A 23,286-nucleotide genomic window follows, 5' to 3' on the forward strand; every position below is an offset into this window, starting at 1 on the left:
CGGGCGGGAATCAGCTGGTCCCGAGACCGGCGGCGTCGACGGTGGTCGCGCCCTCGGCCTTGAGGATCTTGTTGAGGATGGTGAGGTCGTAGATGCCCTTGAGGTCGGGCTTCTCCAGCAGACCGGCCTTGACCGCGTGTGCCGCCTCGGTGTTGAGGGTGGCGGCCAGCGGGTCGTCGGTGAACTGGATCGACGACCAGGCCGGGTCGAGGACGTTCGCCTTGAGCGCCTTGCCGGAGTCCGCCTCCAACTGCTTGTTCGCCGCGGCCTTCGCCTTGTCGGGGTTGGCGTTGATCCACTTGTTGGCCTCGACGGAGGCCTTCAGCACGGCCTCGACGGCCTTCGGGTGCTCCTTCAAGAACGCCTGCCGCACGATGATGTTGGTGATCACGAACTTCTTGTCCGGCCACAGCGTCGACTCGTCCAGCAGCACCTTGCCGCCCTCGGCGACCAGCTTGGACGCGGTCGGCTCCGGCACCCAGGCACCGTCGATGGCACCGGACTTGTAGGCGTCCGGGGTGATCTTGTTGTCCGTGCGGATCACCGACACATCGCCCTTGCCGGTGGTCGCGTCCACCTTCCAGCCCTGGTCCGCGATCCAGTTGAGGAACGCCACGTCCTGCGTGTTGCCGAGCTGAGGAGTCGCGATCTTCTTGCCCTTGACGTCCTTCAGGGACTTGATCGTCTTCGGGTTGACGACCAGCTTCACCCCGCCCGACGCCGAACCGCTGATGATCTTCAGGCCCTTGCCTGCGGACTTGACGTAACCGTTGATCGACGGGGACGGGCCGATCCAACCGATGTCGATGGAGCCGGAGTTGAGGGCCTCGATCTCCGAGGGGCCGGCGTTGAAGATCTGGTACGCGGCCTTGGTGGCGCCCAGTTCCTTCTGGAACAGGCCCTGCTCACGGCCGACCAGCGCGGTCCCGTGGGTCAGGTTGCCGAAGTAGCCGATCTTCACGGAGTCGAGACCCTCGATCTTCGAGGATCCCGCGGCGACCTTCTCCTTGGCGTTGTTCTTGGTGGAGTCCGACCCGTAACCGCAGGCGGCGAGGGTGAGCAGGGGGAGCGCGGCGATCACGGCTATGCCGCGACGCAGGTATGTGGAGCGGTTGGCAGGCACGGGAGGTGTTCCTCTCGTTGGCCCGGCGGTCACGTACTCAGGTCGTGGCCGGGAGGTCGGCAGGTCTACGTTTTCGTCGCGTCCGGGACGGCGGGTGGGGGGACTGGGCGCGCAGGCAGTGCGCGTACGTCATCGCGCACATCGCGCCACTCCGCCCTGCCCGCTGCCGAGGGCGCCGCTGCCGACGCGGCCGCCCTCTTTCGCGAACGTGGAGTAGAAGTCCGTGGAGTTCATCGTCAGAAGTCCCAACCGTCGTCGTCGGAACCGTCCTTGACCGGCTCCGGCGCCGCGAACGACTCGCCGACCATGCCGGCGGTCAGCGTGGTGCCGTCCGCCGGGTCGATCAGGATGAACGAACCCGTACGGCGCGAGTCCGCGTACGAGTCGACCGGCAGCGGCTCCGCGGTGCGGATCTTCACCCGGCCGATGTCGTTGGCGACGAGCTGTCCCGGGTGCGGGTGCAGGGACAGGTCGTCGAGCGTGAGGCGGGAGGGGATGTCCTTGACGATCGCCTTGACCGTGCGGGTGCCGTGCTTGAGGAGCACGCGGTGGCCCACGGTCAGCGGCTGGTCGGCGACATGGCAGACCGTCGCCTCGATGTCCTGCGTGGTCGCGGGCGCGTCCTTGCTGGGCACGATGAGGTCGCCGCGGGAGATGTCGATGTCGTCCTCCAGGAGGAGGGTCACCGACTGTGTGGTCCAGGCGGTCCTGACCGGCTTGCCGAGCAGGTCGATGCCGGAGATCTTCGTGGCCCGCCCGGACGGCAGGACCGTCACGGACTCGCCGACGCGGAACGTGCCCGCCGCGATCTGGCCCGCGTACCCCCGGTAGTCCGGGAGCTCGGCGCTCTGCGGCCGGATCACGTACTGCACGGGCAGCCGCGCGTGGCAGTGCGCCAGGTCGTGGGTGACCGGCACCGACTCCAGGTGCTCCAGGAAGGTCGGCCCGCCGTACCAGTCCATGTTCGCGGACGGCTCCACCACGTTGTCCCCGGCCAGCGCCGAGATCGGGATCGCGGTGATCTCCGGGACGCCCAGCTCGCTCGCGTACGCCGTGAACTCCTCGGCGATCGCGGCGAACACGGTCTCCTTGTACTCGACGAGGTCCATCTTGTTGACCGCGAGCACCACGTGCGGGACGCGCAGCAGCGCGGCGATCGCCGCGTGCCGCCGGGTCTGCTCGACGACACCGTTGCGCGCGTCCACGAGGATCACCGTCAGCTCGGCCGTGGAGGCACCCGTCACCATGTTGCGGGTGTACTGCACATGACCGGGCGTGTCGGCGAGGATGAACCGGCGCTTGGCGGTGGCGAAGTAGCGGTAGGCCACGTCGATGGTGATGCCCTGCTCGCGTTCGGCGCGCAGGCCGTCGGTGAGGAGGGCGAGGTCGGGGGCGTCCTGGCCGCGGTCGGCCGACACCCGCTGCACGGCTTCGAGTTGGTCGGTCAGGACCGACTTGGAGTCGTGCAACAGCCGTCCCACGAGCGTGGACTTGCCGTCGTCGACGGAGCCCGCCGTGGCGAACCGCAGCAGCGTGGTGGCCGAGAGCTCCTCGGTCGTGATGGTGCTCATGTCTAGAAGTACCCCTCGCGCTTGCGGTCTTCCATCGCGGCCTCGGACATCTTGTCGTCGGCCCGCGTGGCGCCCCGCTCGGTCAGCCGGGACGCGGCGATCTCCGTGATGACCTGCTCCAGCGTCACCGCGTCGGAGTCGACGGCGCCCGTGCAGGACATGTCACCGACGGTCCGGTAGCGGACGAGACGCTTCTCGACGGTCTCGCCGTCCTTGGGGCCGCCCCACTCACCGGCGGTCAGCCACATACCGGCACGGCTGAACACCTCACGCTCGTGCGCGAAGTAGATCTGCGGGAGGTCGATGCCCTCGCGGGCGATGTACTGCCAGACGTCCAGCTCGGTCCAGTTGGACAGCGGGAACACGCGGACGTGCTCGCCGGCCGCGTGCCGCCCGTTGTAGAGGTTCCACAGCTCGGGCCGCTGCCGACGGGGATCCCACTGCGAGAACTCGTCCCGGAGGCTGAAGACGCGTTCCTTGGCGCGGGCCTTCTCCTCGTCCCTGCGGCCGCCGCCGAAGACGGCGTCGAAGCGCTCGGCCTGGATCTTCTCCGTGAGCGGCAGGGTCTGGAGGGGGTTGCGGGTGCCGTCGGGACGTTCGCGCAGCACACCGCGGTCGATGTAGTCCTGTACGGAGGCCACATGGAGGCGCAGGCCGTGCTTTTCGACCGTGCGGTCGCGGTATTCGAGGACCTCGGGGAAGTTGTGTCCGGTGTCCACATGCAGCAGCGAGAACGGCACCGCTGCCGGCGCGAACGCCTTCAGCGCCAGGTGCAGCATGACGATCGAGTCCTTGCCGCCGGAGAAGAGAATCACCGGCCGCTCGAACTCACCCGCCACCTCACGGAAGATGTGCACCGCCTCGGACTCGAGAGCGTCCAGATGCGAGAGGGCGTACGGCGTGTCCGTACCCTCGTCGGCCTTGGCAACGGTCGTCGTCATGCCAGTCCCCTCTCGGTGAGCAGCGCGTGGAGTGCCGCCGCCGACTCCTGCACGGTCTGGTGCTGCGACTCGATCCGCAGGTCCGGCGACTCGGGCTCCTCGTACGGGTCGTCGACCCCGGTGAGCCCGGTCAGTTCACCGGCGGCCTGCTTGGCGTAGAGACCCTTCACATCGCGTACGGAGCACACGTCGACCGGGGTCGCCACATGCACCTCGATGTAGCCGGTGCCGCTCTCCTGGTGCCGCTTGCGGACGGCCTCGCGGCTGTCGGCGTACGGCGCGATGACCGGGACCAGCGCCTTGACGCCGTTGCGGGCCAGCAGTTCGGCGAGGAAGCCGATGCGCTGCACGTTGGTGTGCCGGTCCTCGCGGCTGAAGCCGAGGCCCGCCGAGATGAACTCGCGGATCTCGTCGCCGTCGAGCACCTCGACGAGGTGGCCCTCCTCGCGCAGCCGGCCGGCCAGCTCGAACGCGATGGTGGTCTTGCCGGCACTCGGCAGACCCGTGAGCCAGACGGTGGCTCCGGTCGTCACGTGCAACTCCTCGGTGGTGGTCGTCATTCGTGCAGTCCGCACTCGGTCTTGCCGCGGCCCGCCCAGCGACCGGCGCGCGCGTCCTCGCCCTCCAGCACCCGGCGGGTGCAGGGCGCGCAGCCGACGGACGGGTAGCCGTCCATCAGCAACGGGTTGGTGAGGACGCCGTGTTCGGCGACATACGCGTCCACGTCGTCCTGGGTCCAGCGGGCGATGGGCGAGATCTTCACCTTCTGGCGCTTCTCGTCCCAGCCGACGACCGGGGTGTTCGCCCGGGTCGGGGACTCGTCGCGGCGCAGCCCGGTCGCCCAGGCCGCGTACTTGGTGAGGCCCTGTTCCAGCGGCTGCACCTTGCGGAGCTTGCAGCACAGGTCGGGGTCGCGGTCGTGCAGCTTGGGGCCGTACTCGGCGTCCTGCTCGGCGACGCTCTGGCGCGGGGTGAGCGTGATGACGTTGACGTCCATCACGGCCTCGACCGCGTCGCGGGTGCCGATGGTCTCCGGGAAGTGGTAGCCGGTGTCGAGGAACACCACGTCGACGCCGGGCATCGCGCGGGAGGCGAGGTGGGCGACCACCGCGTCCTCCATCGAGGAGGTCACGCAGAACTGCTTGCCGAAGGTCTTGACCGCCCACTGGAGGATCTCCAGCGCGGAGGCGTCCTCCAGGTCGCGGCCCGCCTGTTCGGCGAGGCGTTTCAAGTCCTCGCCCGTGCGCTCTTTCTGAATGGTCGTCATATCTGGTCCCCTCCGGCTTCGTTCCGCTGAGCTCCGCGGGCGAGCAGCCCGAGGAACTTCAACTGAAAGGCCCGGTTGCATGCCGCGCATTCCCATGCGCCATGGCCCTGCTCGTTGGGACGCAGGTCCTCGTCACCGCAGTAGGGGCAGTAGAACGGGGCGGCACGCTCACTCACGACAGTGCCTCCTCGCTGGCGCGCGTCGCCCACGCGGCGAAGCGCTCGCCGTCCTCGCGCTCCTGCTGGAACCGGGTGAGGACCCGCTCGACGTAGTCGGGCAGTTCCTCCGAAGTGACCTTCAGGCCACGGACCTTGCGGCCGAAGCCGGCCTCCAGGCCGAGGGCGCCGCCGAGGTGCACCTGGAAGCCCTCGACCTGCTCGCCCTGGTCGTTGAGGACCAACTGGCCCTTGAGACCGATGTCCGCGACCTGGATACGGGCGCACGCGTTCGGGCAGCCGTTGATGTTGATGGTGATCGGTTCGTCGAACTCCGGGATGCGGCGCTCCAGTTCGTCGATGAGCTGGATACCGCGCTGCTTGGTCTCGACGATCGCGAGCTTGCAGTACTCGATACCGGTGCAGGCCATGGTGCCGCGCCGGAAGGGCGAGGGCTTCGTGGTGAGGCCCAGCGCCTCCAGGCCCTCCACCAGCGAGTCGATCCGGCTCTCCTCGACATCGAGCACGATCATCTTCTGCTCGACCGTCGTGCGCAGCCGGCCCGAGCCGTGCGCCTGGGCCAGTTCGGCGATCTTGGTGAGCGTGGTGCCGTCGACGCGGCCGACGCGCGGGGCGAAACCGACGTAGAAACGGCCGTCCTGCTGGCGGTGGACGCCGACGTGGTCGCGCCAGCGCTGTACGGGCTGCGCGGGGGCGGGGCCGTCGACGAGCTTGCGCTTGAGGTACTCGTCCTCCAGGACCTGGCGGAACTTCTCCTGGCCCCAGTCGGCGACCAGGAACTTCAGCCGGGCGCGGGTGCGCAGCCGCCGGTAGCCGTAGTCGCGGAAGATCCCGATCACACCGGCCCAGACCTCCGGGACCTCGTCCAGCGGGACCCAGGCGCCGAGCCGGACGCCGATCTTCGGGTTGGTGGAGAGGCCGCCGCCGACCCACAGGTCGAAGCCGGGGCCGTGCTCGGGGTGGTTGACGCCGACGAACGCGATGTCGTTGATCTCGTGCGCGACGTCGAGGAGCGGGGAGCCGGAGATCGCCGTCTTGAACTTGCGCGGCAGGTTGGAGAACTCCTTGCTGCCGATGTAGAGGCGGTGGATCTCGTCGATCGCGGAGCTGCCGTCGATGATCTCGTCCTCGGCGATACCGGCGACCGGCGAGCCGAGGATGGTGCGGGGCGTGTCACCGCAGGCCTCGGTCGTGGACAGGCCGACGGCCTCCAGCCGGTTCCAGATCTCCGGGACGTCCTCGATGCGGATCCAGTGGTACTGCACGTTCTGCCGGTCGGTGAGGTCGGCCGTGCCGCGCGCGAACTCCTGCGAGATCTCGCCGATCACCCGGAGCTGGTCGGTGGTCAGTCGGCCGCCGTCGATGCGGACGCGCAGCATGAAGTACTTGTCGTCCAGCTCCTCCGGCTCCAGGATCGCGGTCTTGCCGCCGTCGATCCCCGGCTTGCGCTGGGTGTACAGCCCCCACCAGCGCATCCGGCCGCGCAGGTCGTTGGGGTCGATCGAGTCGAATCCGCGCTTGGAGTAGATCGTCTCAATGCGTGTCCGCACATTGAGACCGTCGTCGTCCTTCTTGAACTGCTCGTTGCCGTTCAGCGGGGTGTGGTGCCCCGCGGCCCACTGACCCTCACCGCGGTGACGGCTCACCTTGCGGCGGGGCGCTGCGGCTGCAGGGTTCTGCGGGGTGGCGGCCATGGTTCTACGTCCTCCGGGGACAGGCGGGGTGATCGGCTCTGACCTGCGCGTACGGGCGCATGCGGGCATACGTGCGCGTCTTTGCGCGGGGTGGGGCAGATACGGGGATTCCGGGGGTGCTGCGGCTCGGGCTAGCCCGCCGGACAGATGGCGCTGGACATGCGGCCGAGGTCGACGTGCCGCCGACTCACCAAGGCAATTCCAGTTCCAGACATGACGGAAGCGTGTCACGGCGATCTGGACAGAGTCCAGCTTCGTCCGTCATGCGGACACCCTTGTCTCGAAGTGTGAGACGAGGGTGTTGTCGGTCACAAGGAGCGTACGCCGTCTTGTCGGCCCAGGTCAGACAGGGTAGGCCCCCGGCCAGGGGCCCGGAGTGGCCGCCTGCCGCATCTCCTCGACCTGCGTGTCGAAGAGCTTGAAGCCCCGGCGCTGGTAGTTGTCCATCGCGTGCACCCCGTCCAGGCTGCAGGTATGCAGCCAGACCCGCTTGGTGGCCCCCAGCTCGGGCCAGCGGTCCGCGAGGTCCCAGGCGCGGGCGGCGCCGTAGGAGAGGAGATGGCCGCCGAGGCGGCGGCCGCGGAAGGCGGGAACCAGGCCGAAGTAGACGATCTCGACCACCCCGTCGCCCTGCGGCTCCAGCTCCACGTACCCGCCGGGCGTGCCACGGTCGTACACGACCCAGGTCTCCACACCCGGCCGCTCCAGGTGTTGCCGCCACTGTGCGAACGTCCAGCCGAGCCGGTCGATCCACAGGATGTCCCCGCCCACGGACGCGTACAGGTAGCGGCTGAACTCGGGGGAGGGGACTTCGGAGCGGACGATCCGCACGTCTCCGTCCGGCGCGATGGCCGGGAGGAGGTCGCTCGGGTCGGTCTGCTCCAGGGACCAGGTGGTCACGGGGATGTTCGTCATGCCCGTCAGGGAATCATCCGGCCCCGCGATCTGTCGATCAGCCCAGGGACCGGTCGATCGAGGTCAGCGGGAGCGCGAACAGCATCCGGCCGGACACCGACCAGACCTCGCCCGTCTCCTGCCAGTACGAGAGGGAGTCCGTGCGCGGGCTCCAGCACCGGTGCGTGCCGTCGGCCCCGCACTCGGTGGCCTTCGCGCCGCCGGTGTCCTGGCGCCACATCGTGCCCCGGCCGGCGTCCGTCCCGGCCGAGCCGCCGACGTACCAGGCGGACCCGTACGAGAGCACGCCCCCGGCGCCGGTGACCTTCGTGTCGTACGCCTCCTCGGCCGAGGCGCGCCCGGCCGCGTCGGTGGCGAGCAGCCCCGCACGCGCGGGGTCCCCGCTGAACGGGTAGCGCCACAGCCGCTTCGCCCCGCTCGCGACCAGACTGTCCGGGACCGTGCCGCGGTCCAGGGAGAGTGCCACGGGCCGGACCGCCGATGTGCCGCCGCTCAGCCGGTACGACCCGATCGCGGGCAGCACATACCGGTACCCGGCCGCCGACCAGCCCTCGCGCACCCGGCCGACCGCGGAGGCCGTCACAGTGGCGCGCTGGATACGGTTCATGTCGTACACATAGAGGGCGTCTCGGGACCCGCTCGTGGTGGTGACCAGGAGTTTGTCCTGGTACCAGACCATGCCCGAGATCCTGGAGGCGAGCCCGCGGTAGTCGCGTCCGCCGTCGGTCGGCACCGCGAGGAGGGCCCAGGTGTAGGTGAGGCGGGCGGAGTCGGCGGCGTTCACGAAGGCGACCCGGGCCAGGCCGCGGGTGTTCGCGCTCCAGCCGGAGAGGATCACCCGGTTCGCACCCCACCAGCCGTCCTCGTCGGCGTCGCCCGAGGTGGTCACCGAGCGGGGCGTCCACGAGGGGTCGGCCGCGTCGCCGCTGTCCCAGCAGTAGGCGCGGGTGGCCGCCGGTTCGACGGGCAGCGCCGCCTTCTCGTCGGTCGTGCAGTCGGCGGAGTCGCGCATGGTGTGGTCGGCGCTCTTCAGCACGGTGTCGACGCCCACCGGACGTCCCATCGCGGAGGCCAGCCGGTCCAGCGACTGCTGCGGCTCCAGGCTCTCCCGCAGCCGCAACTCGCCCAGGTCGGCGGCCGAGGTGATCGGCTTCAGCGCCCCGGGGTCGGAAGCGACCGTCGCCTGTGAGGCGCTGATCAGCGTCGCGGCGGCGGTGAGACCGAGTGCGGCCCCGGCCAGCACGGCGCGCAGCGCCCTGCCCCGCTTGCGTCGACGATGTCGTCCACGTGCACTCATAGTGTCCTCCCGAGGCGAGCCAACTGCGCCTGGTGATCCGTGCGTTGACCAGGGAGCAGGTGGGGTGGCCCGTAGGGGGATGCTACGGCAGTCGAGGCCGCCCCAGGGGCAAGACCCTGCAATTATGCGGAAGATGCCGCTCGACGTCTGTTTTGCGCCACCTGTCCGCTACGGCGTCCGGACCGAACCCCGCGCCCTCGCCACCCCCGGCGCCGTCGAGTGCGGCAGCAGCTCGCGCGGGTCGTCCGGGAGCAGCACCTCGACCTCCGCGTCCTCGCTGAAGCGGTACGGCCGGTGCTCCAGGAACGCCCCGAGATAGCGCCGTACCCGTGACATCTCGGCGCGCACCGTCACCGTGCGGCCCGGGTCGCCGAACATGTCCTCGGCCAGGGCCGCCGCGCTGCGCCCGGTGCGGTGCAGGGCCAGGAGATAGAGCAACTCGGCGTGCCGGGGGCTCAGTTCATGGGTCCAGGAGCCTGTCCCGCCGGACACCGTCACCGAGGGCCGGCGCGGCAGGGCCAGGTCGAGGACGATCCGGGTGGCGGCGGGCGGCGGCTCGTCGACGACCCGGATCAACCAGCCGCCGGCCAGCGGCTCCAGCAGGCACAGTCCGAGCGAGGGCATCCAACGGCGGCCCCCCGAGGTCGACTTGGGCAGCGCGATCCGCTTCGCGTACGGCATCCCGGTCACCGCGGCGGTCCAGCCGTCCCGGTCCACCACCAGGGCCCGGCCGCCGAGCCGGGGCAGGATCGGCGCCGCCACCGCGCGCAGCCGCTCGATCGACGTCAGATGCAGCTCGCGCAGCCGGGCCTCGGCGAGTTTCGCCACCGAGTCGACCCAGGCGAGGGTGGCCGGATGCATGGTCTCCAGCGGACCACTGACATCGACGACCCCGATCAGCCGGCCGTCCCTGGGGTCGGTGATCGGGGCGCCCGCACAGGTGAACCCGGTCAGCGCGCGCGAGAGATGCTCGGCGGCGAAGACCTGCACGGGCCGCCGCAGGACCGCCGGGGTGCCCAGGCCATTGGTGCCGACGACGTCCTCGCGCCAGTCCGTGCCGACCTCGATGCCGACCTCGTCCGCCTTGCGCAGCACCGCGGCGCTGCCCTCGCGCCACAGCGCCCGGCCCTCGTCGTCGGCGACCAGCACGATGTGGTGGGCGGCGTCCGCGACCGACACCAGCCCCTCCCGCAGCACCGGCAGAACGTGCCGCAACGGGCTTGTGCCGCGCCGTCGTTCGACCTCCTCGCGGGAGAGGACCCCGGCCCGCAGATCGTGGTCCGGGTGCGTTCCGCCGCGTAACGCGCGTTCCCAGGACTCCTCGATCACCGGGCGCGGCGCGGTGCGGGCGCGCTGTCCGGAATGCGTGGCGTGCCGGGCGTCGCTGAGCATCCGTGCCGTCCGCGCCGCGTCGACGGTGGTGCGCTGCGCCGGGCCGGCCGGCGGGTTCGCCATGGGTCCTTCTCTCCGGTCCCGTATCGACTGTTGGTCTCATAGTGCCGCTCCCCGGTGACGGAGGGAGACAGTCCGGACACAGAAGCCGCCAAGTTGCAACCCCCTGCAACCCTGGTGAACAGCCTTACGGTGTCTGAAACTTGTCCCACGCTGCGAGGGTGGTGCCGTGTCGGCGCAGCACCACCCTCGCGTTGCGCCGGTGTTCAGAGCGCCGGGCGGGCCCGCTCCGCGATCGACGTCAGGTCCAGGCTCGGCGGCAGGGTGCCGAAGGCGGCTCCCCAGTCACCGCCCAGCCGGGAGGCGCAGAACGCGTCGGCGACCGCCGGGGGCGCGTGCTGGACGAGCAGCGCGCCCTGGAGCACCAGCGCCATCCGCTCGACCAGGCGCCGGGCGCGGCCCTCGATGCCCTCCAGGTCGGCGAATTCGGTGAGCAGGTTCTTCATGGCCCCGTCCAGCCGGTGATCGGCGCCGCGCACCCGGCCGACCTCGACCAGGAAGGCGTTGAGCGCCGCCGGTTCGCGCCGCAACGCCCGTAGTGCGTCCAGGGCCTGGATGTTCCCGGCGCCCTCCCAGACCGAGTTGAGCGGCGACTCCCGCACCAGGCGCGGCAGTCCGGACTCCTCCACGTATCCGTTGCCGCCCAGGCACTCCGCCGCCTCGACCGTGACCGGCGTACAGCGCTTGGTCACCCAGTACTTCGCGGCCGGCACCGCCAACCGCAGGAACGCCAACTCCTGTTCCCCGCCGTCGTCGTAGGCCGCCGCGAGCCGCAGCGCCAGCGTGGTGGCCGCTTCCGACTCCAGGGCGAGATCGGCCAGCACATTGCGCATCAGCGGCTGGTCGAAGAGCTTTCCGCCGAACGCCTCGCGGTGGGCGGCGTGATGGACGGCCTGCGCGACGGCCTGCCGCATCAGACCGGCCGAGCCGAGCACACAGTCGAGCCGGGTCGCCGCGACCATCCCGATGATGGTGCGCACCCCGTCCCCCTCGTCCCCGACCCGGCGCGCCCAGGTCCCGTCGAACTCGACCTCGGCGGAGGCGTTCGACCGGTTGCCCAGCTTGTCCTTGAGCCGCTGGAGGAGGAACACATTGCGGGTGCCGTCCGCCAGCACGCGGGGCACCAGGAAGCAGGTGAGCCCGCCGGGCGCCTGCGCCAGCACCAGGAAGCCGTCTGACATGGGCGCCGAGCAGAACCACTTGTGGCCGGTCAGCGCGTACGTCCCGTCCTCGGCGAGCGGGTGCGCGGCCGTCGTGTTCGCGCGGACGTCGCTGCCGCCCTGCTTCTCCGTCATGCCCATCCCGAAGACCGCGCCGGCCTTGAGGTGGGCGGGCCGCAGCTCACGGTCGTAGACGGTGGAGGCCAGCCGGGGCTCCCACTCGGCGGCGAGCGCGGGGTCGGCGCGCAGGGCGGGCACCGCCGCGTGAGTCATCGAAAGGGGGCAGCAGTTGCCCGCCTCGACCTGGGTCCAGACCAGGAACCCGGCGGCCCGGCGCACATGCCCGGCCGGGCGGTTCCAGGCCGAGGTCAGGCCCGCGCCCACACCCTTGCCGAGCAGCCGGTGCCAGGCCGGATGGAACTCGACCTCGTCGATCCGCCGGCCGTAGCGGTCGTGGGTGCGCAGGCCCGGGGGGTGGTCGTTGGCCTGCGCACCCCACTCCTGCACCTGGGCCGAGCCGGCGGCCTGACCCAGGACGGAGAGTTCACCCCGGACCTCGTCCAGCAGCTCGGGGGCGGTGTGCCGCTCGACCGCGGCGGTCAGGACGCGGTCGGCGGCGAAGACGTCGTATCCGACCAGTGGGGGAGTCTGGTTCGTCACGGTGTGGGTGGTACGTGCCATGGCTGGAACCTACCCGTGGGGACGGCGGTGGTCTGGATCTCCACCCTGACACAGCCGCCGCCGCGGGTCTCAGGCCGAGCGGGACATCGCCGCCAGCATCTCGGTCTCGGGCGCCTCCTCCTCCAGCCAGCCGGTGCGGTAGACGGTGTCCAGATAGCGCTCGCCCAGGTCGGGGGCGATCGCCACCGCGGTCGTGCCGTGCCGGCCGTTGCGGGCAAGCCACTGCCCGGCCCCGTTGACGACCGTGCCGGTGGACCCGCCGAACAGGAAGCCCCGGGCGGCCATCCGACGGCAGGTCTGCACGGTGTCCGGCTCCTCGACATGGACCACGTCGTCGATGTACGAGGTGTCGAGGAAGGTCGGCGGCACGCTGGTGCCGAGCCCCGGGATCAGCCGGGGCCGCGCCTCCCCGCCGAAGGTCACCGAACCGGCGGCGTCCACGGCCACGATCCGCACCCGGCGCCGCCACTGCCAGAACCAGCGCGCGCAGCCCATCAGCGTCCCCGTGGTGCCCGCCCCCACGAACAGCACGTCGAGCTGCGGGAACCGGCGGGCGATGGCGGGTGCCGTGGTGCGGTAGTGCGCCCGCCAATTCCCCTGGTTGGTGTACTGGTTGAGCCACACATACCGCTCGTCGGAGGCGCACAGCGCCCGCACGTACGCGATCCTCGCGCCCAGGAACCCGCCGTGCACGTCCGGCTGGTCGATGACGTGGACCCGGGTGCCGAGCGACTCCATCAGCTGCACGGTCGGCACGTTGCAGCGTCTGTCGGTGATGCAGAGGAACCCGTAGCCGCGGCTCGCCGCGATCACGCTCAGCGCCACCCCCAGGTTGCCGGACGACGACTCGACCAGCACCGAGCCGGGCCGCAGGATGCCGGCCCGCTCGGCCGCGTTCACCATCTCGGCGGCGGCCTTCAGCTTGATCGAGCCGGCGAAGTTGAAGCCCTCGCACTTCAGATAGAGCGGCAGTTCCAGCGCGGCCCGCAGGTCGACGTAGAGGTCGTCCTCGTTGAACTCCGCCGGATCAGAAATGACAGACATGCTTTCCCCCCTCATGGTGCGCCACGATCGCCGTCAGCCGTACCGGCGCAGCTCGTGGAAGAACCCGTCGACGACGCGGAGTTCGCCCCGTCGAACCACTTCGTCATGGACGAACCTGCCGACCGCGAGGTCGAGCACCCCGAGACCGAAGGGCGAGAACACCACCGTCCGGTCGGCCGGGACACTCACCCGCCCGGTCAGTACGTCGTCCAGCGTGCCGTCGATGAACTCCCGCCCGCCGGTGGCCTGTTCGGCCAGATGCGGCGAGGTGTCGGCCTTCAGGCAGTGCTCGACGTCGTCCACGAAGTTGGCGGACGCGAGCAGGATCGCCGGGTCGAGATCCCGCAACGACACATGAAGGACCAGCGGATGGTGGTCGAACCAGGCCGGATCGTGCACATGGGGCGTCCCGGCGACAGTCGCGAAGACGATCAAGTCGCTGGAGCGGACCAGGCCTTCGGCCTTGTCGTACACGGTGACCCGGCCCGGCGCCCCCGACCGCTCCAGATAACCCCGGAACCCCTCCGCGCTGTCCGCGGACAGGTCGTACACGCCCGTCTCCTCGAACTCCCAGCCGGTGGCCCGGAGATGGGTGTGGATGTAGCGGGCGATCAGCCCCGTCCCCACGAACCCGACCCGCAGGGGACGCGTCCGGCCCTCGCTGAGCTTCTCGGCCGCGAGGGCCGCCGAACTCGCCGTACGGGTCGCGCTGATCACCGAACTCTCCAGGCAGGCGTACGGATAGCCGGTGTCGGGGTCGTTGAGGATCAGTACAGCCGAGGCCCTGGGCAGCCCCGACCCGGTGTTCCCCGGGAAACTGGAGATCCACTTCAGGCCGTCAACCCGCAGCGGGCCGCCCAGCGACGCGGGCAGCGCGATGATCCGGGACGAGGGGCGGTCCGGGAAGCGCAGGAAGTACGACGGCGGGTTCACCGACTCGCCCGCACCGTGCAGCCGGTACACGGCTTCCACGAGGGCGCCGATCTCCGACTCCCGCCCGGCCAGGGCCTGTTGGACCTGTTCGCCGCTGATGACGGAGAACGAGGGCGCGTCGACGCTCATGCGACCTTCCCCTCGGTGGTCGGGGCGCAGTCGGTCAGCCGTACGGGATCGCCGAGCCCCGCGAGCACCTCGCGCGGTCCGTCGAAGGGCTCACGGCCGTGCGCGGTACGGATGTTGTCCACCAGCAGCAGATCCCCCGAGCGCCACGGCTCGCGCCTCACCTGCGCGTCGTACGCCTCGTTGATCGCCGCCACGACATCGGCGCCGACCGGATCGCCGTTGCCGAAGCGGGTGTTGAAGGGCAGCGCGTCGGCACCGTAGACGTCGATCAGGTACTCGCGCACTTCGGGCTCCATCGTCCACTCGTTCAGGAAGGCGATCTGGTTGAACCAGCAGCGCCGGCCGGTGACCGGGTGCCGGAGCACGGCGGGGCGGTGCTGCCGGGTGCGCAGCGAACCGTCCTGCTGCCAGGCGAACTTGATGCCCTGGGCCCGGCAGTAGCGCTCCACAGCGCCGCGGTCGTCGGTGCCGAAGGCCTCGGCGACGGAGGCCCCGATCTCCTCGTGGTAGGTCCGTGTCAGCAGCCAGCCCTCCCGCTCGAACCGCTCCACCAGCGGCGCGGGCAGGGCCATGAGCACCGCCTCGGCGTCGGCGACCGGGGTCGCCCCGCCCTCCGTCGGCGCGTCGAGGCAGGCGAAGAGCAGCAGCCCGGGGAACTCCAGGGCGTAGCTCAACTCGTGGTGCTGGCACATCGGTTGGTCGGTCGGCCACTTGGTGGCGGAGTACACGCCCTCCGCGTATGTACGGCGTGGCGCGAAGGGCTCGCGGTCGGCCATCAGGGAGTCGGTGAGCCGCCGGAAGACGGTCTCGGTGTTGGCCGGGTCGGCGAGGCCGAGACCGCGGACCAGGACGCAGCCGTGCTCGGCGACGACGGCCCGCAGCGCGTCGCGGTGCCGGGCGGCCCAGCCGACCGGATCCGCGCCGGCCTCGGCGTGCAGCAGCGGCGGACCGTCCGGGCTCAGGGTGATGGCGTGGAGAAGGGTCGCGGATGAGAGCGACATCTCGGTGTTCCTTTCGGTGGTGCTGTCGAGCGTTCGACCGGGGGTGCGGCCTGGCCTCAGGAGGAGACCGGCGGGTCCAGCAGTCCGGCCAGGTCCGCGAGGACCGGATGACGGGTGACGTCCTTGAGGCTGATCGCCCGGTCGAGGGCGACCGCCAGCTTCACGGCGGCCAGCGAGGTGCCGCCGCGGTCGAAGAAGTGGTCCTGGCGGCCGATCCGGTCGGCCGGGATGCCCAGCACCACCGCCCAGGCCGCCGCCAGCCGGCGCTCGGCCGGCGTGTCGGGCCCGTCGCCGACCGCGTCCAGGTCACCGGCGAGCGCGGTGAGCGTTCTGCGGTCGGTCTTGCCGTTGGCCGTCAGCGGCAGTGACGCCCGCCAGTGCACGACCGACGGCACCATGTACGCGGGCAGCGACTCGGCGAGCCGGGCCCGCACGGCGCGTGCCTCGACGGGGCGCGGTCCGGTGCAGAACGCCACCAACTGCGTCCCGCGGACGACGACCACCGCCCCGTCCCTGACCCCGTCCACCCGCAGCAGCGCGTTCTCGATCTCGCCGATCTCGATACGGAAGCCGCGGATCTTCACCTGGCTGTCCCGGCGCCCCAGGAACTCCAGCTTGCCGTCCGGCCGCCAGCGCCCGTGGTCGCCGCTGCGGTACAGCCGCTCACCGGGCCGGTACGGGTCCTCGGTGAACGCCGCCCGCGTGCGCTCGGGGTCGTTGACGTACCCCCGGCCCACGCACACACCGGAGAACACGATCTCACCGGGCGCCCCCAGCGGCACCGGCACCAGGTCCTCGTCGACGACGTACACCCGCACATTGCCGACCGGCCGCCCGAGCGGGACGCGGGGCCCGTCCGGTGCCCGGTCCATGACCTCGTGGTTGGTGTCGTCCGAAGTCTCCGTCAGGCCATAGGCGTTGACGAGTCGCACCCCGGGCCGCGCCGCGAACCAGCGCTCCACGAGTTCCTTCTTCACGGCCTCCCCGGTGACCGACACACAGCGCAGACCGGGGAGTTCACGCGGTCGCCGGTCCAACTCGGCGAGCACGGCCTCCAGATACGACGGCACGACCTGGAGCACATTGACGCCCCCGGCCTCGATCGTGTCGACGAACCGCGGCACGTCCAGGATCGCGTCCTGTTCCACGAGCAGCGTCCGCCCGCCCACCAGTGGCGCGCAGACCAACTGCCACAGGGAGATGTCGAAGCACTGCGGCGCGGTCTGCGCGACCACCTGCCCGGCCCCGATCCCCAGGTCGTCGAGCTTGGCGTACACGTGGTTGAGGAACCCGGCGTGCTCGCACATCGCGCCCTTGGGCTCGCCCGTGGAGCCGGAGGTGAAGTAGATGTAGGCGAGTTGACCGGGCTGGACCTCGATCCCGAGGTCGCCGTCCGAGTGGCCCTCGGCGTAGGCCTCGTCGACGTAGAGCGTGCGGTCGGACACCTCCAGCGCGCCGTCGCTGCCGCGCTCGGTCAGGACCACCTCGCACCCGGCACGGTCGAGCACCCTCGCCACCCGGTCGGCCGGGAAGTGCGGCTCGACGGGCAGATACACCCCGCCCGCCTTGAACACGGCGAGCACGGCGGCCATCCAGTCCAGGTTCCGCTCCAGCACCACCGCGACCACACCCTCGCGGGTCAGGCCGCGCGAGAGCAGGGCCCGACCGAGCTGGTTCGCGCGGGAGTTGAGTTCCCGGTACGTCCACTGCCGGTCGCCCTGCACGGCGGCGACGGCGTCCGGGTGCGCCGACACCCGCTCCTCGAACAGCTCGTGCACCCGCCGGTCGGGCAGCTCGCGGTGCGGGCCCGCCAACTCCTCCAGTTGGAAGCGGAGTTCGGCCTCGGACAGCAGGCTCGTCCGCTCCGGCCCGGTGAGCGCGGTGATGTGGTAGCCGGCGATGCGGGCGGCGGCCTCGGCGTCCAGGACGTCGGTGCGGTACCTCAGCCGCAGGGCGTTGCCCGTGACGCTCACCAGCAACGCCGGGTCCTCCTCGGCGACTTCGCCGGAGAGCGCGCCCAGCACCTTCGCGTGGGCGGTCTTCAGTTCGGCGGGCCCGGTCAACAGCCCGTCGGGCAGGGACACTTCGTGCTCCGCCCAACCGGGCACCGGAGCGAGCGTCCACCGCGGAATGATCTCCATCGTTCTCTTCCCCCTGTTTCCCCTGTTTCCTTGCCCCCTGTGGCCCGAGCCGTCAGGGAGTGATGCGCCGTCCGGCGCGCCGTGGCGCCACCGCCGGATTCCCGCCCCACCGCGACAGCGCCGGCATCTCCTCGCCCTTCATCAGGAAGGAGTCGGCGGCGAGTACGGCCCCGTCGCCCATCGACACGCCGTAGTGGACGAGCGCCCCCACCCCGAGGGTGCAGCCGGCACCGATGGTGATGTGTTCGGACTTGAAGGTGCCGTCCTCCTGCGAGTGGGACTGCACCTTGGTGTGCGCCGCCAGCGTGCAGTCGTCGCCGATCGAGGTGAGGGTGCGCTCGGTGATGTAGGCGCCGTCGTCGAAGACCCGGCGGCCGATCCGCACGCCCAGCAGCCGCCAGATGACGTTCTTGAACGGCGTCCCGTTGAACACCTCCAGATAGGTGTCCGGCACCTTCCACAGCCGCTCGTGCCACCAGAAGTACGGGTCGTAGATCGAGCACAACTTCGGCTCCAGCGGCCGGAATCCGCCGACCAGGCGCTCCACCAGCACGTAGTACCCGGCGGTGAAGGCGAGCCCGAGCATCAGGGACGCGCCGATCAGCAGCCCGCCGCCGATGCCCTCGCCCCCGTACAGGTCGACGGCGGCGAAGCCGAGCACGGTGAGCACGAACCAGTGCAGCCAGCGCACGAACAGGTACAGGCCCATCGAGCGCAGGTTGGCGCGGTTCTTCGCGGCCAGCCGGCGCTTCAGCTCCTCGCCCTCGCGCAGGTGGTCGAAGCGGCTGTCGCGTTCCACTGAGCGCGGGATCTCGAAGCACGGTGAGCCGAGCAGGCCGACGCCCTCGCGGACCTCGCCGTCGATCGGCACCATCACCTTCGTGGCGAGCAGGCAGTTGTCGCCGGTGCGGCCGCCCGCGGGGTAGGCGATGTTGTTGCCGAGGAAGTTGCGCGGCCCGATCGAGGCACGCGACAGGCGGAACGACGTACTGGAGAAGTCCGCGTTGACGATCGACAGCCCGTCCGCGACCATCGTGCCCGCGCCCACGGTGGCCAGATACGGCGTCTCGTGCTGCACCTCCGTACCGAAGTTGGAGCCGGTCTGCTCCACCGCGCCGAGGTCGTAGCCGATGGCCCGCAGATAGCCGGTGATGTACGAGCTGTCGCCGCACAGCCACTTGAAGAACTTGAGGTTGGTCGTCCGCGCGACCGCGCGCTGCACCGAGTAGTGGAAGCCGTACAGCGGATACACCCGGTCGGGGCGGAGCAGCGGACGGAGCAGCCTCGGCAGCAGCGACACGGCGGCGAAGCCGAGGACGACGAACCCCACGAACGCCGCGAGCGACAGACCCAGCGCCTCGCCGTAGAACCGGGCCGAGTCGAGGTCCTTCCTGTCCGGGTCGAGCAGATCGTCCAGGGCCGGTGCCACGGTCAGCAGCATGTAGGTGCCGCCGACCGCGAGCGGGACGTAGACCAGCAGCATCTGCACGGCGGCGGCCAGGCCGTAGCCGAAGCGGCGCGGCGCCGAGCAGTCCGCCGCCGGGACGCGGACGTAGTCGACGTCCGTGGGCTGGGCCGGGGAGCCGTGCGCGCGCCCGCCGGCCGGGACCTGCGCGCCGTCGTACAGCGCGCTGGAGTGGCCGAGTTGGGCCCCGTCGCCCATGACCGTTCCGATGTCGAGGACGGTCTTCTCGCCTACGTACACCTCGCTGCCGAGCGTGACGCGGCCGGTGCGGATGCGGCCGGCGTGTGCCTGGTAGCAGAGGAAGTAGGAGTCCTTGCGAATGACCGTTCCGGCACCGATGGTCAGCAGGTCGGTGCAGACCGGCACGGAGTGGGAGAGGATCGTGACGCCCTTGCCGATCCTGGCACCGAGGGCGCGCAGGTAGAGGACGTACAGCGGGTTGCCGACGAACAGGATCATCGGGTTGGCGTGCAGCAGCGCCTTGACCGTCCAGAACCGGACATAGGCCAGACCCCAGACCGGGAACTCGGTCTCCTTCCAACGGCCGACGAGTACCCACTTGGCCACCACGGGCACCGTGCACACACCGATGAACACCGCGCCGCCGAATATCGCGGAACGCAGATATACCTGAGCCACTCCCGAACCGTCGGAAATCCATTCGTAGCCGCGTCCGGTGACCAGTCCGGCGAGCACGCAGTACAGCGCGAAAACGAGGAACTGGAGTGTCCCGCACAGCAGATAGCGGGCCGTACTGCCGGCCGGCGGCGCCTGAGTCTCGACCGGCGCGGACGGCTCGGGCGTTTCGGCGATCGCCGCCGCCAGACTGCGGATCGTCGGATAGCCGTAGACGTCCCGCATCGACACCGACGGCAGATCGTCGCGTTTCCTGACCCGGGCGCAGAAGTGCGCCATCACCAGTGAGTTGGCGCCCAGGTCGTCGAAGAAGTGACTGTCGAGAGGTACGTCTTCCTTGCGTACGACACCGGCCAGGACCTCTGCGAGGACGGTCTCGGTGACGGTGCCGGGTTTTCCCACCACGTGGCTCCTTGGTGCTGATCGCTGTCCTTGAATTGCCAAAGACGAATAAGGCGGCACGCGAAACGGGTGGGGTAAATGGGAATACCTGAGAGTGGAGTTCTGCATTGTGTACAGAAGTTGCCATATGGACGGGGCCCCGGTCCCGGGCCCATTTCGATTCCCCCGAGTCGTGTGCGCTGACGTCGTCCCAACGCGCGCAACGAATGCAGTCCGGATTATTTCTGGACATTCTGGAACGGGTCAAGGTCGTTTTGGTCAATGGCGCTTTTTCGTCTTCGTCATGTGAGGGGTTGGTCAATCAGGATTGACGGGCGAAGTCCTCACCGGCGCACTCTCCGAAGCGGCCATTAAAATCTCGAATGCCAATTCGAATTTCGGGGCGAACAGTTTCGGCCAGCGCGAGCATGACATGACTGTCCCGGAAGCGCCCTGTCCCGCCGGCGACCCCGCGGGATGAGTGCATCCCTGCGCGGCGGATACCTTTAGGGCGTGCAGTCAGCAAGTGAACCCCCCGAGCGGCCCTCCAGCCGGTTCCACCGGGCACGCGCCCTCTATCGGAACGTCTCCAAGCGCAGGACCGCCTGGCTGCTGGTCAAGGACACCGTCAACTCCTGCATGGAGTACCGCATCCTGGGCCTCGCGGCCGAGGCCGCGTTCTTCACGCTGCTGTCCGTGCCGCCGCTCCTGCTGAGCATGATCGGCCTGCTCGGCTACGTCGACAGCTGGACCGGCGCCGACAGCATCGCCGGCCTGGAGAACAACATCCTGGAGGCGTCCCGCACCGTCCTGTCCGACAAGGGCGTGCACGAGATCGCCCAGCCGATCCTGCACGACGTGATGAAGGGCGGCCGGCCCGACGTCATCTCCATCGGCTTCCTGTTCGCCCTGTGGTCGGGCTCCCGCGCGGTGAACGTCTTCATCGACACGATCACCGTCATGTACGGCCTCGACGGCGTCCGCGGCATCGTCAAGACCCGGATCGTGTCCTTCGCCCTGTTCATCGCGGGCCTGCTGATCGGCTCGATCGCGCTGCCCCTGATGGTGGCCGGGCCCGACGCCGTGGTGAACGTGGTGCCGTGGTCGGAGACGCTCGTACAGGTCCTGTACTGGCCGGTCGTCATCGTGCTGTCCGTCGTCTTCCTGACGACGCTGTACCACGTCTCCGTCCCCGTCCGCTCCCCGTGGATCGAGGACGTTCCCGGCGCCCTCGTCGCCCTCGCCATGTGGGTCCTCGGCAGCTACCTGCTGCGCATCTACCTCACCGGCACCGTCGAGGGCCCCACCATCTACGGCTCCCTCGCCGCGCCCGTCGCCGTCCTGCTGTGGATCGGCGTCTCCGCGTTCGCCGTGCTCGTCGGGGCCGCCGTCAACGCGGCCATCGACCGGGTCTGGCCGGCCGCCGCGACCGCCGCCGCCCGCGCCGCCAACGAACGCCGGCAGGAGGAGCAGGCCGCCGAGTACGTCGCCAGGATGGCCGCCGCCCGCTCCCACGAGGACGACGACGAGGACCCCGACGACCCCGACATGCCCTCCGAGTTCCCGGAGCGCTGGTCCCGCTTCCTGCCCCCGGAGGACGTCACCTCCCGCCTCCGCACCCACGCGAAGAGCACCCACAAGCCCGCGGGGCACACCCCGCCACCGGAGAAGTAACGCTCCGCTACACCTTCCGGACGCCGGCCGCCGCGACCTCCCGCGCGACCTCCCTGAAGTGGCGCGGCTCCCGGAGGAGATCGTCCGCGACGAACCCGCCCAGGAGGTCGTCCTCGACCGCCTCCTGGACCTGCTGGTCCTCGCCGCGCCCAGGGCCTGGTTCTCCCGCCCGGAGACGGGGGCCCCGACCTGCTACCGCGCGCAGGCCGACCCGGGTCGTCGGCAGGGTGCTCCGCCTCCTCCAGGACGACCCGGCCCACCCCTGGGACGGTCGCCTCCCTCGCCGCCAAGGCGGGCGTCTCCCGCGCGGCCCTGGCCCGCCGCTTCACCGACCGCCGCCGCGGCACCCCGGACACCATCGCCGCGATCGCGAGAGGCGTCGGCCACGGCAGCCCGTTCGCCCTGTCCACCGCCTTCAAGCGGGTCTACGGCGTGAGCCCGCGGGAGCACCGGTCGCCGTAGCCTGGTGAGTGTGTACGCGGAGAGGGCATCGCGGCTGCCGGGAGCGGTGGTGTGGAGCCGGACGGTCGGGGCTCGCACCGCCACCGTCCTGCCCGACGGCTGCATGGACCTGCTGTGGAACGAGGGCCGCCTGCTGGTCGCCGGCCCCGACACGCGCGCGTACGTCGCCGGAGGCGCACCCGTACGCTGGGCCGGCATCCGCTTCTTCCCCGGCACGGCGCCCACGTTCCTGGGCGTACCCGCCCATGAACTCCGGGACCGCCGCGTGGACCTGGCCGACCTCTGGCCCGCCGCGCTCGTACGCGAGCTGCGGGACCGCGTCGACAGCTCCCCCGACCCGGCGAGGGCGCTGGAGGAACTGGCCCTGGACCGCGCGGCGCGCACAGCCGCACCCGATCCGCTGCTACGACACCTCGTCGCCGCCCTGGACAGCGGCCGCCCCGTAGCCGCCACCGCCGACGAACTCGGCCTCGGCGCCCGCCAGTTGCACCGCCGCTCACTGACCGCCTTCGGCTACGGCCCCAAGACACTGGCCCGGGTGCTGCGCCTGCAGCGCGCCCTCGCCCTGGCCCGCGCCGGAGTGCCGTTCGCGGAGACGGCGGCCCGGTCCGGTTACGCGGACCAGGCCCATCTCGCCCGGGACGTCAAGGAGTTGGCCGGGATACCGCTGGGGGAACTACTCGGCCGGTCCGGCTAGCGGGGCGAAGAGGTCCACGCCGTTGCCGTCGGGATCGTGCACGACGGCGTACCGCTGGCCCCAGAAGGCGTCCCAGGGCTTGAGTTCGCCGTGGTGCCCGGCGCCGGTCAACTCGTCGTAGACCCGGTCGACTTCGGCGGGGTCGTCGCAGAGCAGGGCGATGCCGGCTCGGCCGCTGCCACCGGTGGCCGGCCGCCAACCGGCATGGAACGAGCGCACGGTGTCCTCAGTGTCCAGCAACAGCCGTAGGCCGCCCGGCAGTTGGGCCTCGCTGTGCGGCTGGTCCTCGGCAGCCTCGGGGAAACCGAACCCGAGCCGACGGTAGAAGGCGACAGAGGCGGCCATGTCGGAGACGACCAGGCCGATCGCGTCGAATCGTGGAGTCATGGGGCCACCGTAGGCAGGGACCGGGCGGCCGGTCTTGAACGAATCGGACACCGCAGACA

General features: G+C 70.5%; 20 protein-coding genes and 1 pseudogene. 3 read left to right on the forward strand and 18 right to left on the reverse strand.

Going from position 1 to position 23,286, the window contains the following annotated elements; translation table 11 throughout:
* Positions 1-10 precede the first annotated feature (10 nt).
* From ABZT04_RS17910 to ABZT04_RS17990, 17 genes are all read right to left on the reverse strand, one after another.
* Positions 11-1,123 carry an aliphatic sulfonate ABC transporter substrate-binding protein gene (locus tag ABZT04_RS17910; protein WP_356057520.1) on the reverse strand — a complete coding sequence of 371 codons (1,113 nt, stop codon included), beginning with the start codon at positions 1,121-1,123 and terminating at the stop codon, positions 11-13.
* Positions 1,124-1,359: 236 nt separating this feature from the next.
* A complete protein-coding gene (locus ABZT04_RS17915) occupies positions 1,360-2,694 on the reverse strand; it encodes a GTP-binding protein (protein WP_356057522.1) in 1,335 nt (444 codons plus the stop codon).
* A gap of 2 nt (positions 2,695-2,696) precedes the next feature.
* Positions 2,697-3,635 (reverse strand): sulfate adenylyltransferase subunit CysD, encoded by a 939-nt coding sequence (gene cysD, locus ABZT04_RS17920; protein ID WP_356057524.1) that lies wholly within the window; start codon positions 3,633-3,635, stop codon positions 2,697-2,699.
* Complete coding sequence (gene cysC / locus ABZT04_RS17925) at positions 3,632-4,168, reverse strand: adenylyl-sulfate kinase (RefSeq protein ID WP_356057614.1); 537 nt, start codon at positions 4,166-4,168, stop codon at positions 3,632-3,634. Before cysC ends, cysD begins: the two co-directional genes overlap by 4 nt.
* A 23-nt stretch (positions 4,169-4,191) precedes the next feature.
* The gene (locus ABZT04_RS17930) at positions 4,192-4,902 is read right to left on the reverse strand and encodes a phosphoadenylyl-sulfate reductase (protein ID WP_356057526.1); all 711 of its coding nucleotides are present in this window, start codon (positions 4,900-4,902) and stop codon (positions 4,192-4,194) included.
* Entirely contained in the window at positions 4,899-5,078 is a 180-nt protein-coding gene (locus ABZT04_RS17935; protein ID WP_355924997.1) for a hypothetical protein, read from the reverse strand. Before ABZT04_RS17935 ends, ABZT04_RS17930 begins: the two co-directional genes overlap by 4 nt.
* Complete coding sequence (locus ABZT04_RS17940) at positions 5,075-6,772, reverse strand: nitrite/sulfite reductase (RefSeq protein ID WP_356057528.1); 1,698 nt, start codon at positions 6,770-6,772, stop codon at positions 5,075-5,077. The genes ABZT04_RS17935 and ABZT04_RS17940 overlap by 4 nt, the downstream gene beginning before the upstream one ends.
* Before the next feature lie 131 nt (positions 6,773-6,903).
* Complete coding sequence (locus ABZT04_RS17945; RefSeq protein WP_309500612.1) at positions 6,904-6,987, reverse strand: putative leader peptide; 84 nt, start codon at positions 6,985-6,987, stop codon at positions 6,904-6,906.
* Positions 6,988-7,114: 127 nt separating this feature from the next.
* A complete protein-coding gene (locus ABZT04_RS17950; protein WP_356057531.1) occupies positions 7,115-7,687 on the reverse strand; it encodes a GNAT family N-acetyltransferase in 573 nt (190 codons plus the stop codon).
* A gap of 37 nt (positions 7,688-7,724) precedes the next feature.
* Complete coding sequence (locus ABZT04_RS17955) at positions 7,725-8,984, reverse strand: hypothetical protein (protein ID WP_356057533.1); 1,260 nt, start codon at positions 8,982-8,984, stop codon at positions 7,725-7,727.
* A gap of 168 nt (positions 8,985-9,152) precedes the next feature.
* Complete coding sequence (locus ABZT04_RS17960) at positions 9,153-10,439, reverse strand: GAF domain-containing protein (protein WP_356057535.1); 1,287 nt, start codon at positions 10,437-10,439, stop codon at positions 9,153-9,155.
* Between the two features lie 203 nt (positions 10,440-10,642).
* Positions 10,643-12,277 (reverse strand): acyl-CoA dehydrogenase family protein, encoded by a 1,635-nt coding sequence (locus ABZT04_RS17965; protein WP_356057537.1) that lies wholly within the window; start codon positions 12,275-12,277, stop codon positions 10,643-10,645.
* 69 nt (positions 12,278-12,346) lie between these two features.
* Positions 12,347-13,321, reverse strand: coding sequence for a 2,3-diaminopropionate biosynthesis protein SbnA (sbnA, locus tag ABZT04_RS17970; protein WP_356057539.1), 975 nt, complete (start codon positions 13,319-13,321; stop codon positions 12,347-12,349).
* Positions 13,322-13,354: 33 nt separating this feature from the next.
* Positions 13,355-14,383 carry a 2,3-diaminopropionate biosynthesis protein SbnB gene (gene sbnB, locus ABZT04_RS17975; protein ID WP_356057541.1) on the reverse strand — a complete coding sequence of 343 codons (1,029 nt, stop codon included), beginning with the start codon at positions 14,381-14,383 and terminating at the stop codon, positions 13,355-13,357.
* Positions 14,380-15,384, reverse strand: a complete 1,005-nt coding sequence (locus ABZT04_RS17980) for a TauD/TfdA family dioxygenase (protein WP_356057543.1) — start codon at positions 15,382-15,384, stop codon at positions 14,380-14,382. The genes sbnB and ABZT04_RS17980 overlap by 4 nt, the downstream gene beginning before the upstream one ends.
* Before the next feature lie 56 nt (positions 15,385-15,440).
* Positions 15,441-17,525 (reverse strand): non-ribosomal peptide synthetase, encoded by a 2,085-nt coding sequence (locus ABZT04_RS17985; RefSeq protein WP_356057545.1) that lies wholly within the window; start codon positions 17,523-17,525, stop codon positions 15,441-15,443.
* Between the two features lie 52 nt (positions 17,526-17,577).
* A complete protein-coding gene (locus ABZT04_RS17990) occupies positions 17,578-20,028 on the reverse strand; it encodes a Pls/PosA family non-ribosomal peptide synthetase (protein WP_356057547.1) in 2,451 nt (816 codons plus the stop codon).
* 492 nt (positions 20,029-20,520) lie between these two features.
* On the opposite strand from ABZT04_RS17990, the gene ABZT04_RS17995 reads away from it, so the two are divergent.
* From ABZT04_RS17995 to ABZT04_RS18005, 3 genes and pseudogenes are all read left to right on the forward strand, one after another.
* On the forward strand, positions 20,521-21,681 hold the full coding sequence (locus tag ABZT04_RS17995) for a YihY/virulence factor BrkB family protein (protein WP_356057549.1): 1,161 nt from the start codon (positions 20,521-20,523) through the stop codon (positions 21,679-21,681).
* Positions 21,682-21,748: 67 nt separating this feature from the next.
* Positions 21,749-22,143 (forward strand): annotated as a pseudogene (locus ABZT04_RS18000) (AraC family transcriptional regulator); the annotation flags it as partial.
* A 10-nt stretch (positions 22,144-22,153) separates the two neighbouring features.
* Positions 22,154-22,840 carry a helix-turn-helix domain-containing protein gene (locus ABZT04_RS18005; protein WP_356057551.1) on the forward strand — a complete coding sequence of 229 codons (687 nt, stop codon included), beginning with the start codon at positions 22,154-22,156 and terminating at the stop codon, positions 22,838-22,840.
* On the opposite strand, the gene ABZT04_RS18010 is transcribed toward ABZT04_RS18005, so the two are convergent.
* On the reverse strand, positions 22,820-23,227 hold the full coding sequence (locus tag ABZT04_RS18010) for a VOC family protein (RefSeq protein WP_356057554.1): 408 nt from the start codon (positions 23,225-23,227) through the stop codon (positions 22,820-22,822). The two genes, ABZT04_RS18005 and ABZT04_RS18010, sit on opposite strands and share 21 nt — an antisense overlap.
* Between the last annotated feature and the right edge of the window lie 59 nt (positions 23,228-23,286).

The sequence above is a fragment of the Streptomyces sp. NPDC005492 genome, from assembly GCF_040605995.1.
In the GTDB taxonomy this organism is placed as follows: Bacteria; Actinomycetota; Actinomycetes; order Streptomycetales; family Streptomycetaceae; genus Streptomyces.

What these genes read in the sequence shown, in the direction of transcription:
- sbnA (WP_356057539.1), bottom strand. Translation starts at nt 13,321, where the DNA reads ATGTCTGTCATTTCTGATCCGGCGGAGTTCAACGAGGACGACCTCTAC.
- ABZT04_RS17945 (WP_309500612.1), bottom strand. Translation starts at nt 6,987, where the DNA reads ATGTCTGGAACTGGAATTGCCTTGGTGAGTCGGCGGCACGTCGACCTC.
- ABZT04_RS17985 (WP_356057545.1), bottom strand. Translation starts at nt 17,525, where the DNA reads ATGGAGATCATTCCGCGGTGGACGCTCGCTCCGGTGCCCGGTTGGGCG.
- ABZT04_RS17940 (WP_356057528.1), bottom strand. Translation starts at nt 6,772, where the DNA reads ATGGCCGCCACCCCGCAGAACCCTGCAGCCGCAGCGCCCCGCCGCAAG.
- sbnB (WP_356057541.1), bottom strand. Translation starts at nt 14,383, where the DNA reads ATGAGCGTCGACGCGCCCTCGTTCTCCGTCATCAGCGGCGAACAGGTC.
- ABZT04_RS17980 (WP_356057543.1), bottom strand. Translation starts at nt 15,384, where the DNA reads ATGTCGCTCTCATCCGCGACCCTTCTCCACGCCATCACCCTGAGCCCG.
- ABZT04_RS18010 (WP_356057554.1), bottom strand. Translation starts at nt 23,227, where the DNA reads ATGACTCCACGATTCGACGCGATCGGCCTGGTCGTCTCCGACATGGCC.
- ABZT04_RS17950 (WP_356057531.1), bottom strand. Translation starts at nt 7,687, where the DNA reads ATGACGAACATCCCCGTGACCACCTGGTCCCTGGAGCAGACCGACCCG.
- ABZT04_RS17965 (WP_356057537.1), bottom strand. Translation starts at nt 12,277, where the DNA reads ATGGCACGTACCACCCACACCGTGACGAACCAGACTCCCCCACTGGTC.
- ABZT04_RS17960 (WP_356057535.1), bottom strand. Translation starts at nt 10,439, where the DNA reads ATGGCGAACCCGCCGGCCGGCCCGGCGCAGCGCACCACCGTCGACGCG.
- ABZT04_RS17955 (WP_356057533.1), bottom strand. Translation starts at nt 8,984, where the DNA reads ATGAGTGCACGTGGACGACATCGTCGACGCAAGCGGGGCAGGGCGCTG.
- ABZT04_RS17930 (WP_356057526.1), bottom strand. Translation starts at nt 4,902, where the DNA reads ATGACGACCATTCAGAAAGAGCGCACGGGCGAGGACTTGAAACGCCTC.
- ABZT04_RS17915 (WP_356057522.1), bottom strand. Translation starts at nt 2,694, where the DNA reads ATGAGCACCATCACGACCGAGGAGCTCTCGGCCACCACGCTGCTGCGG.
- cysD (WP_356057524.1), bottom strand. Translation starts at nt 3,635, where the DNA reads ATGACGACGACCGTTGCCAAGGCCGACGAGGGTACGGACACGCCGTAC.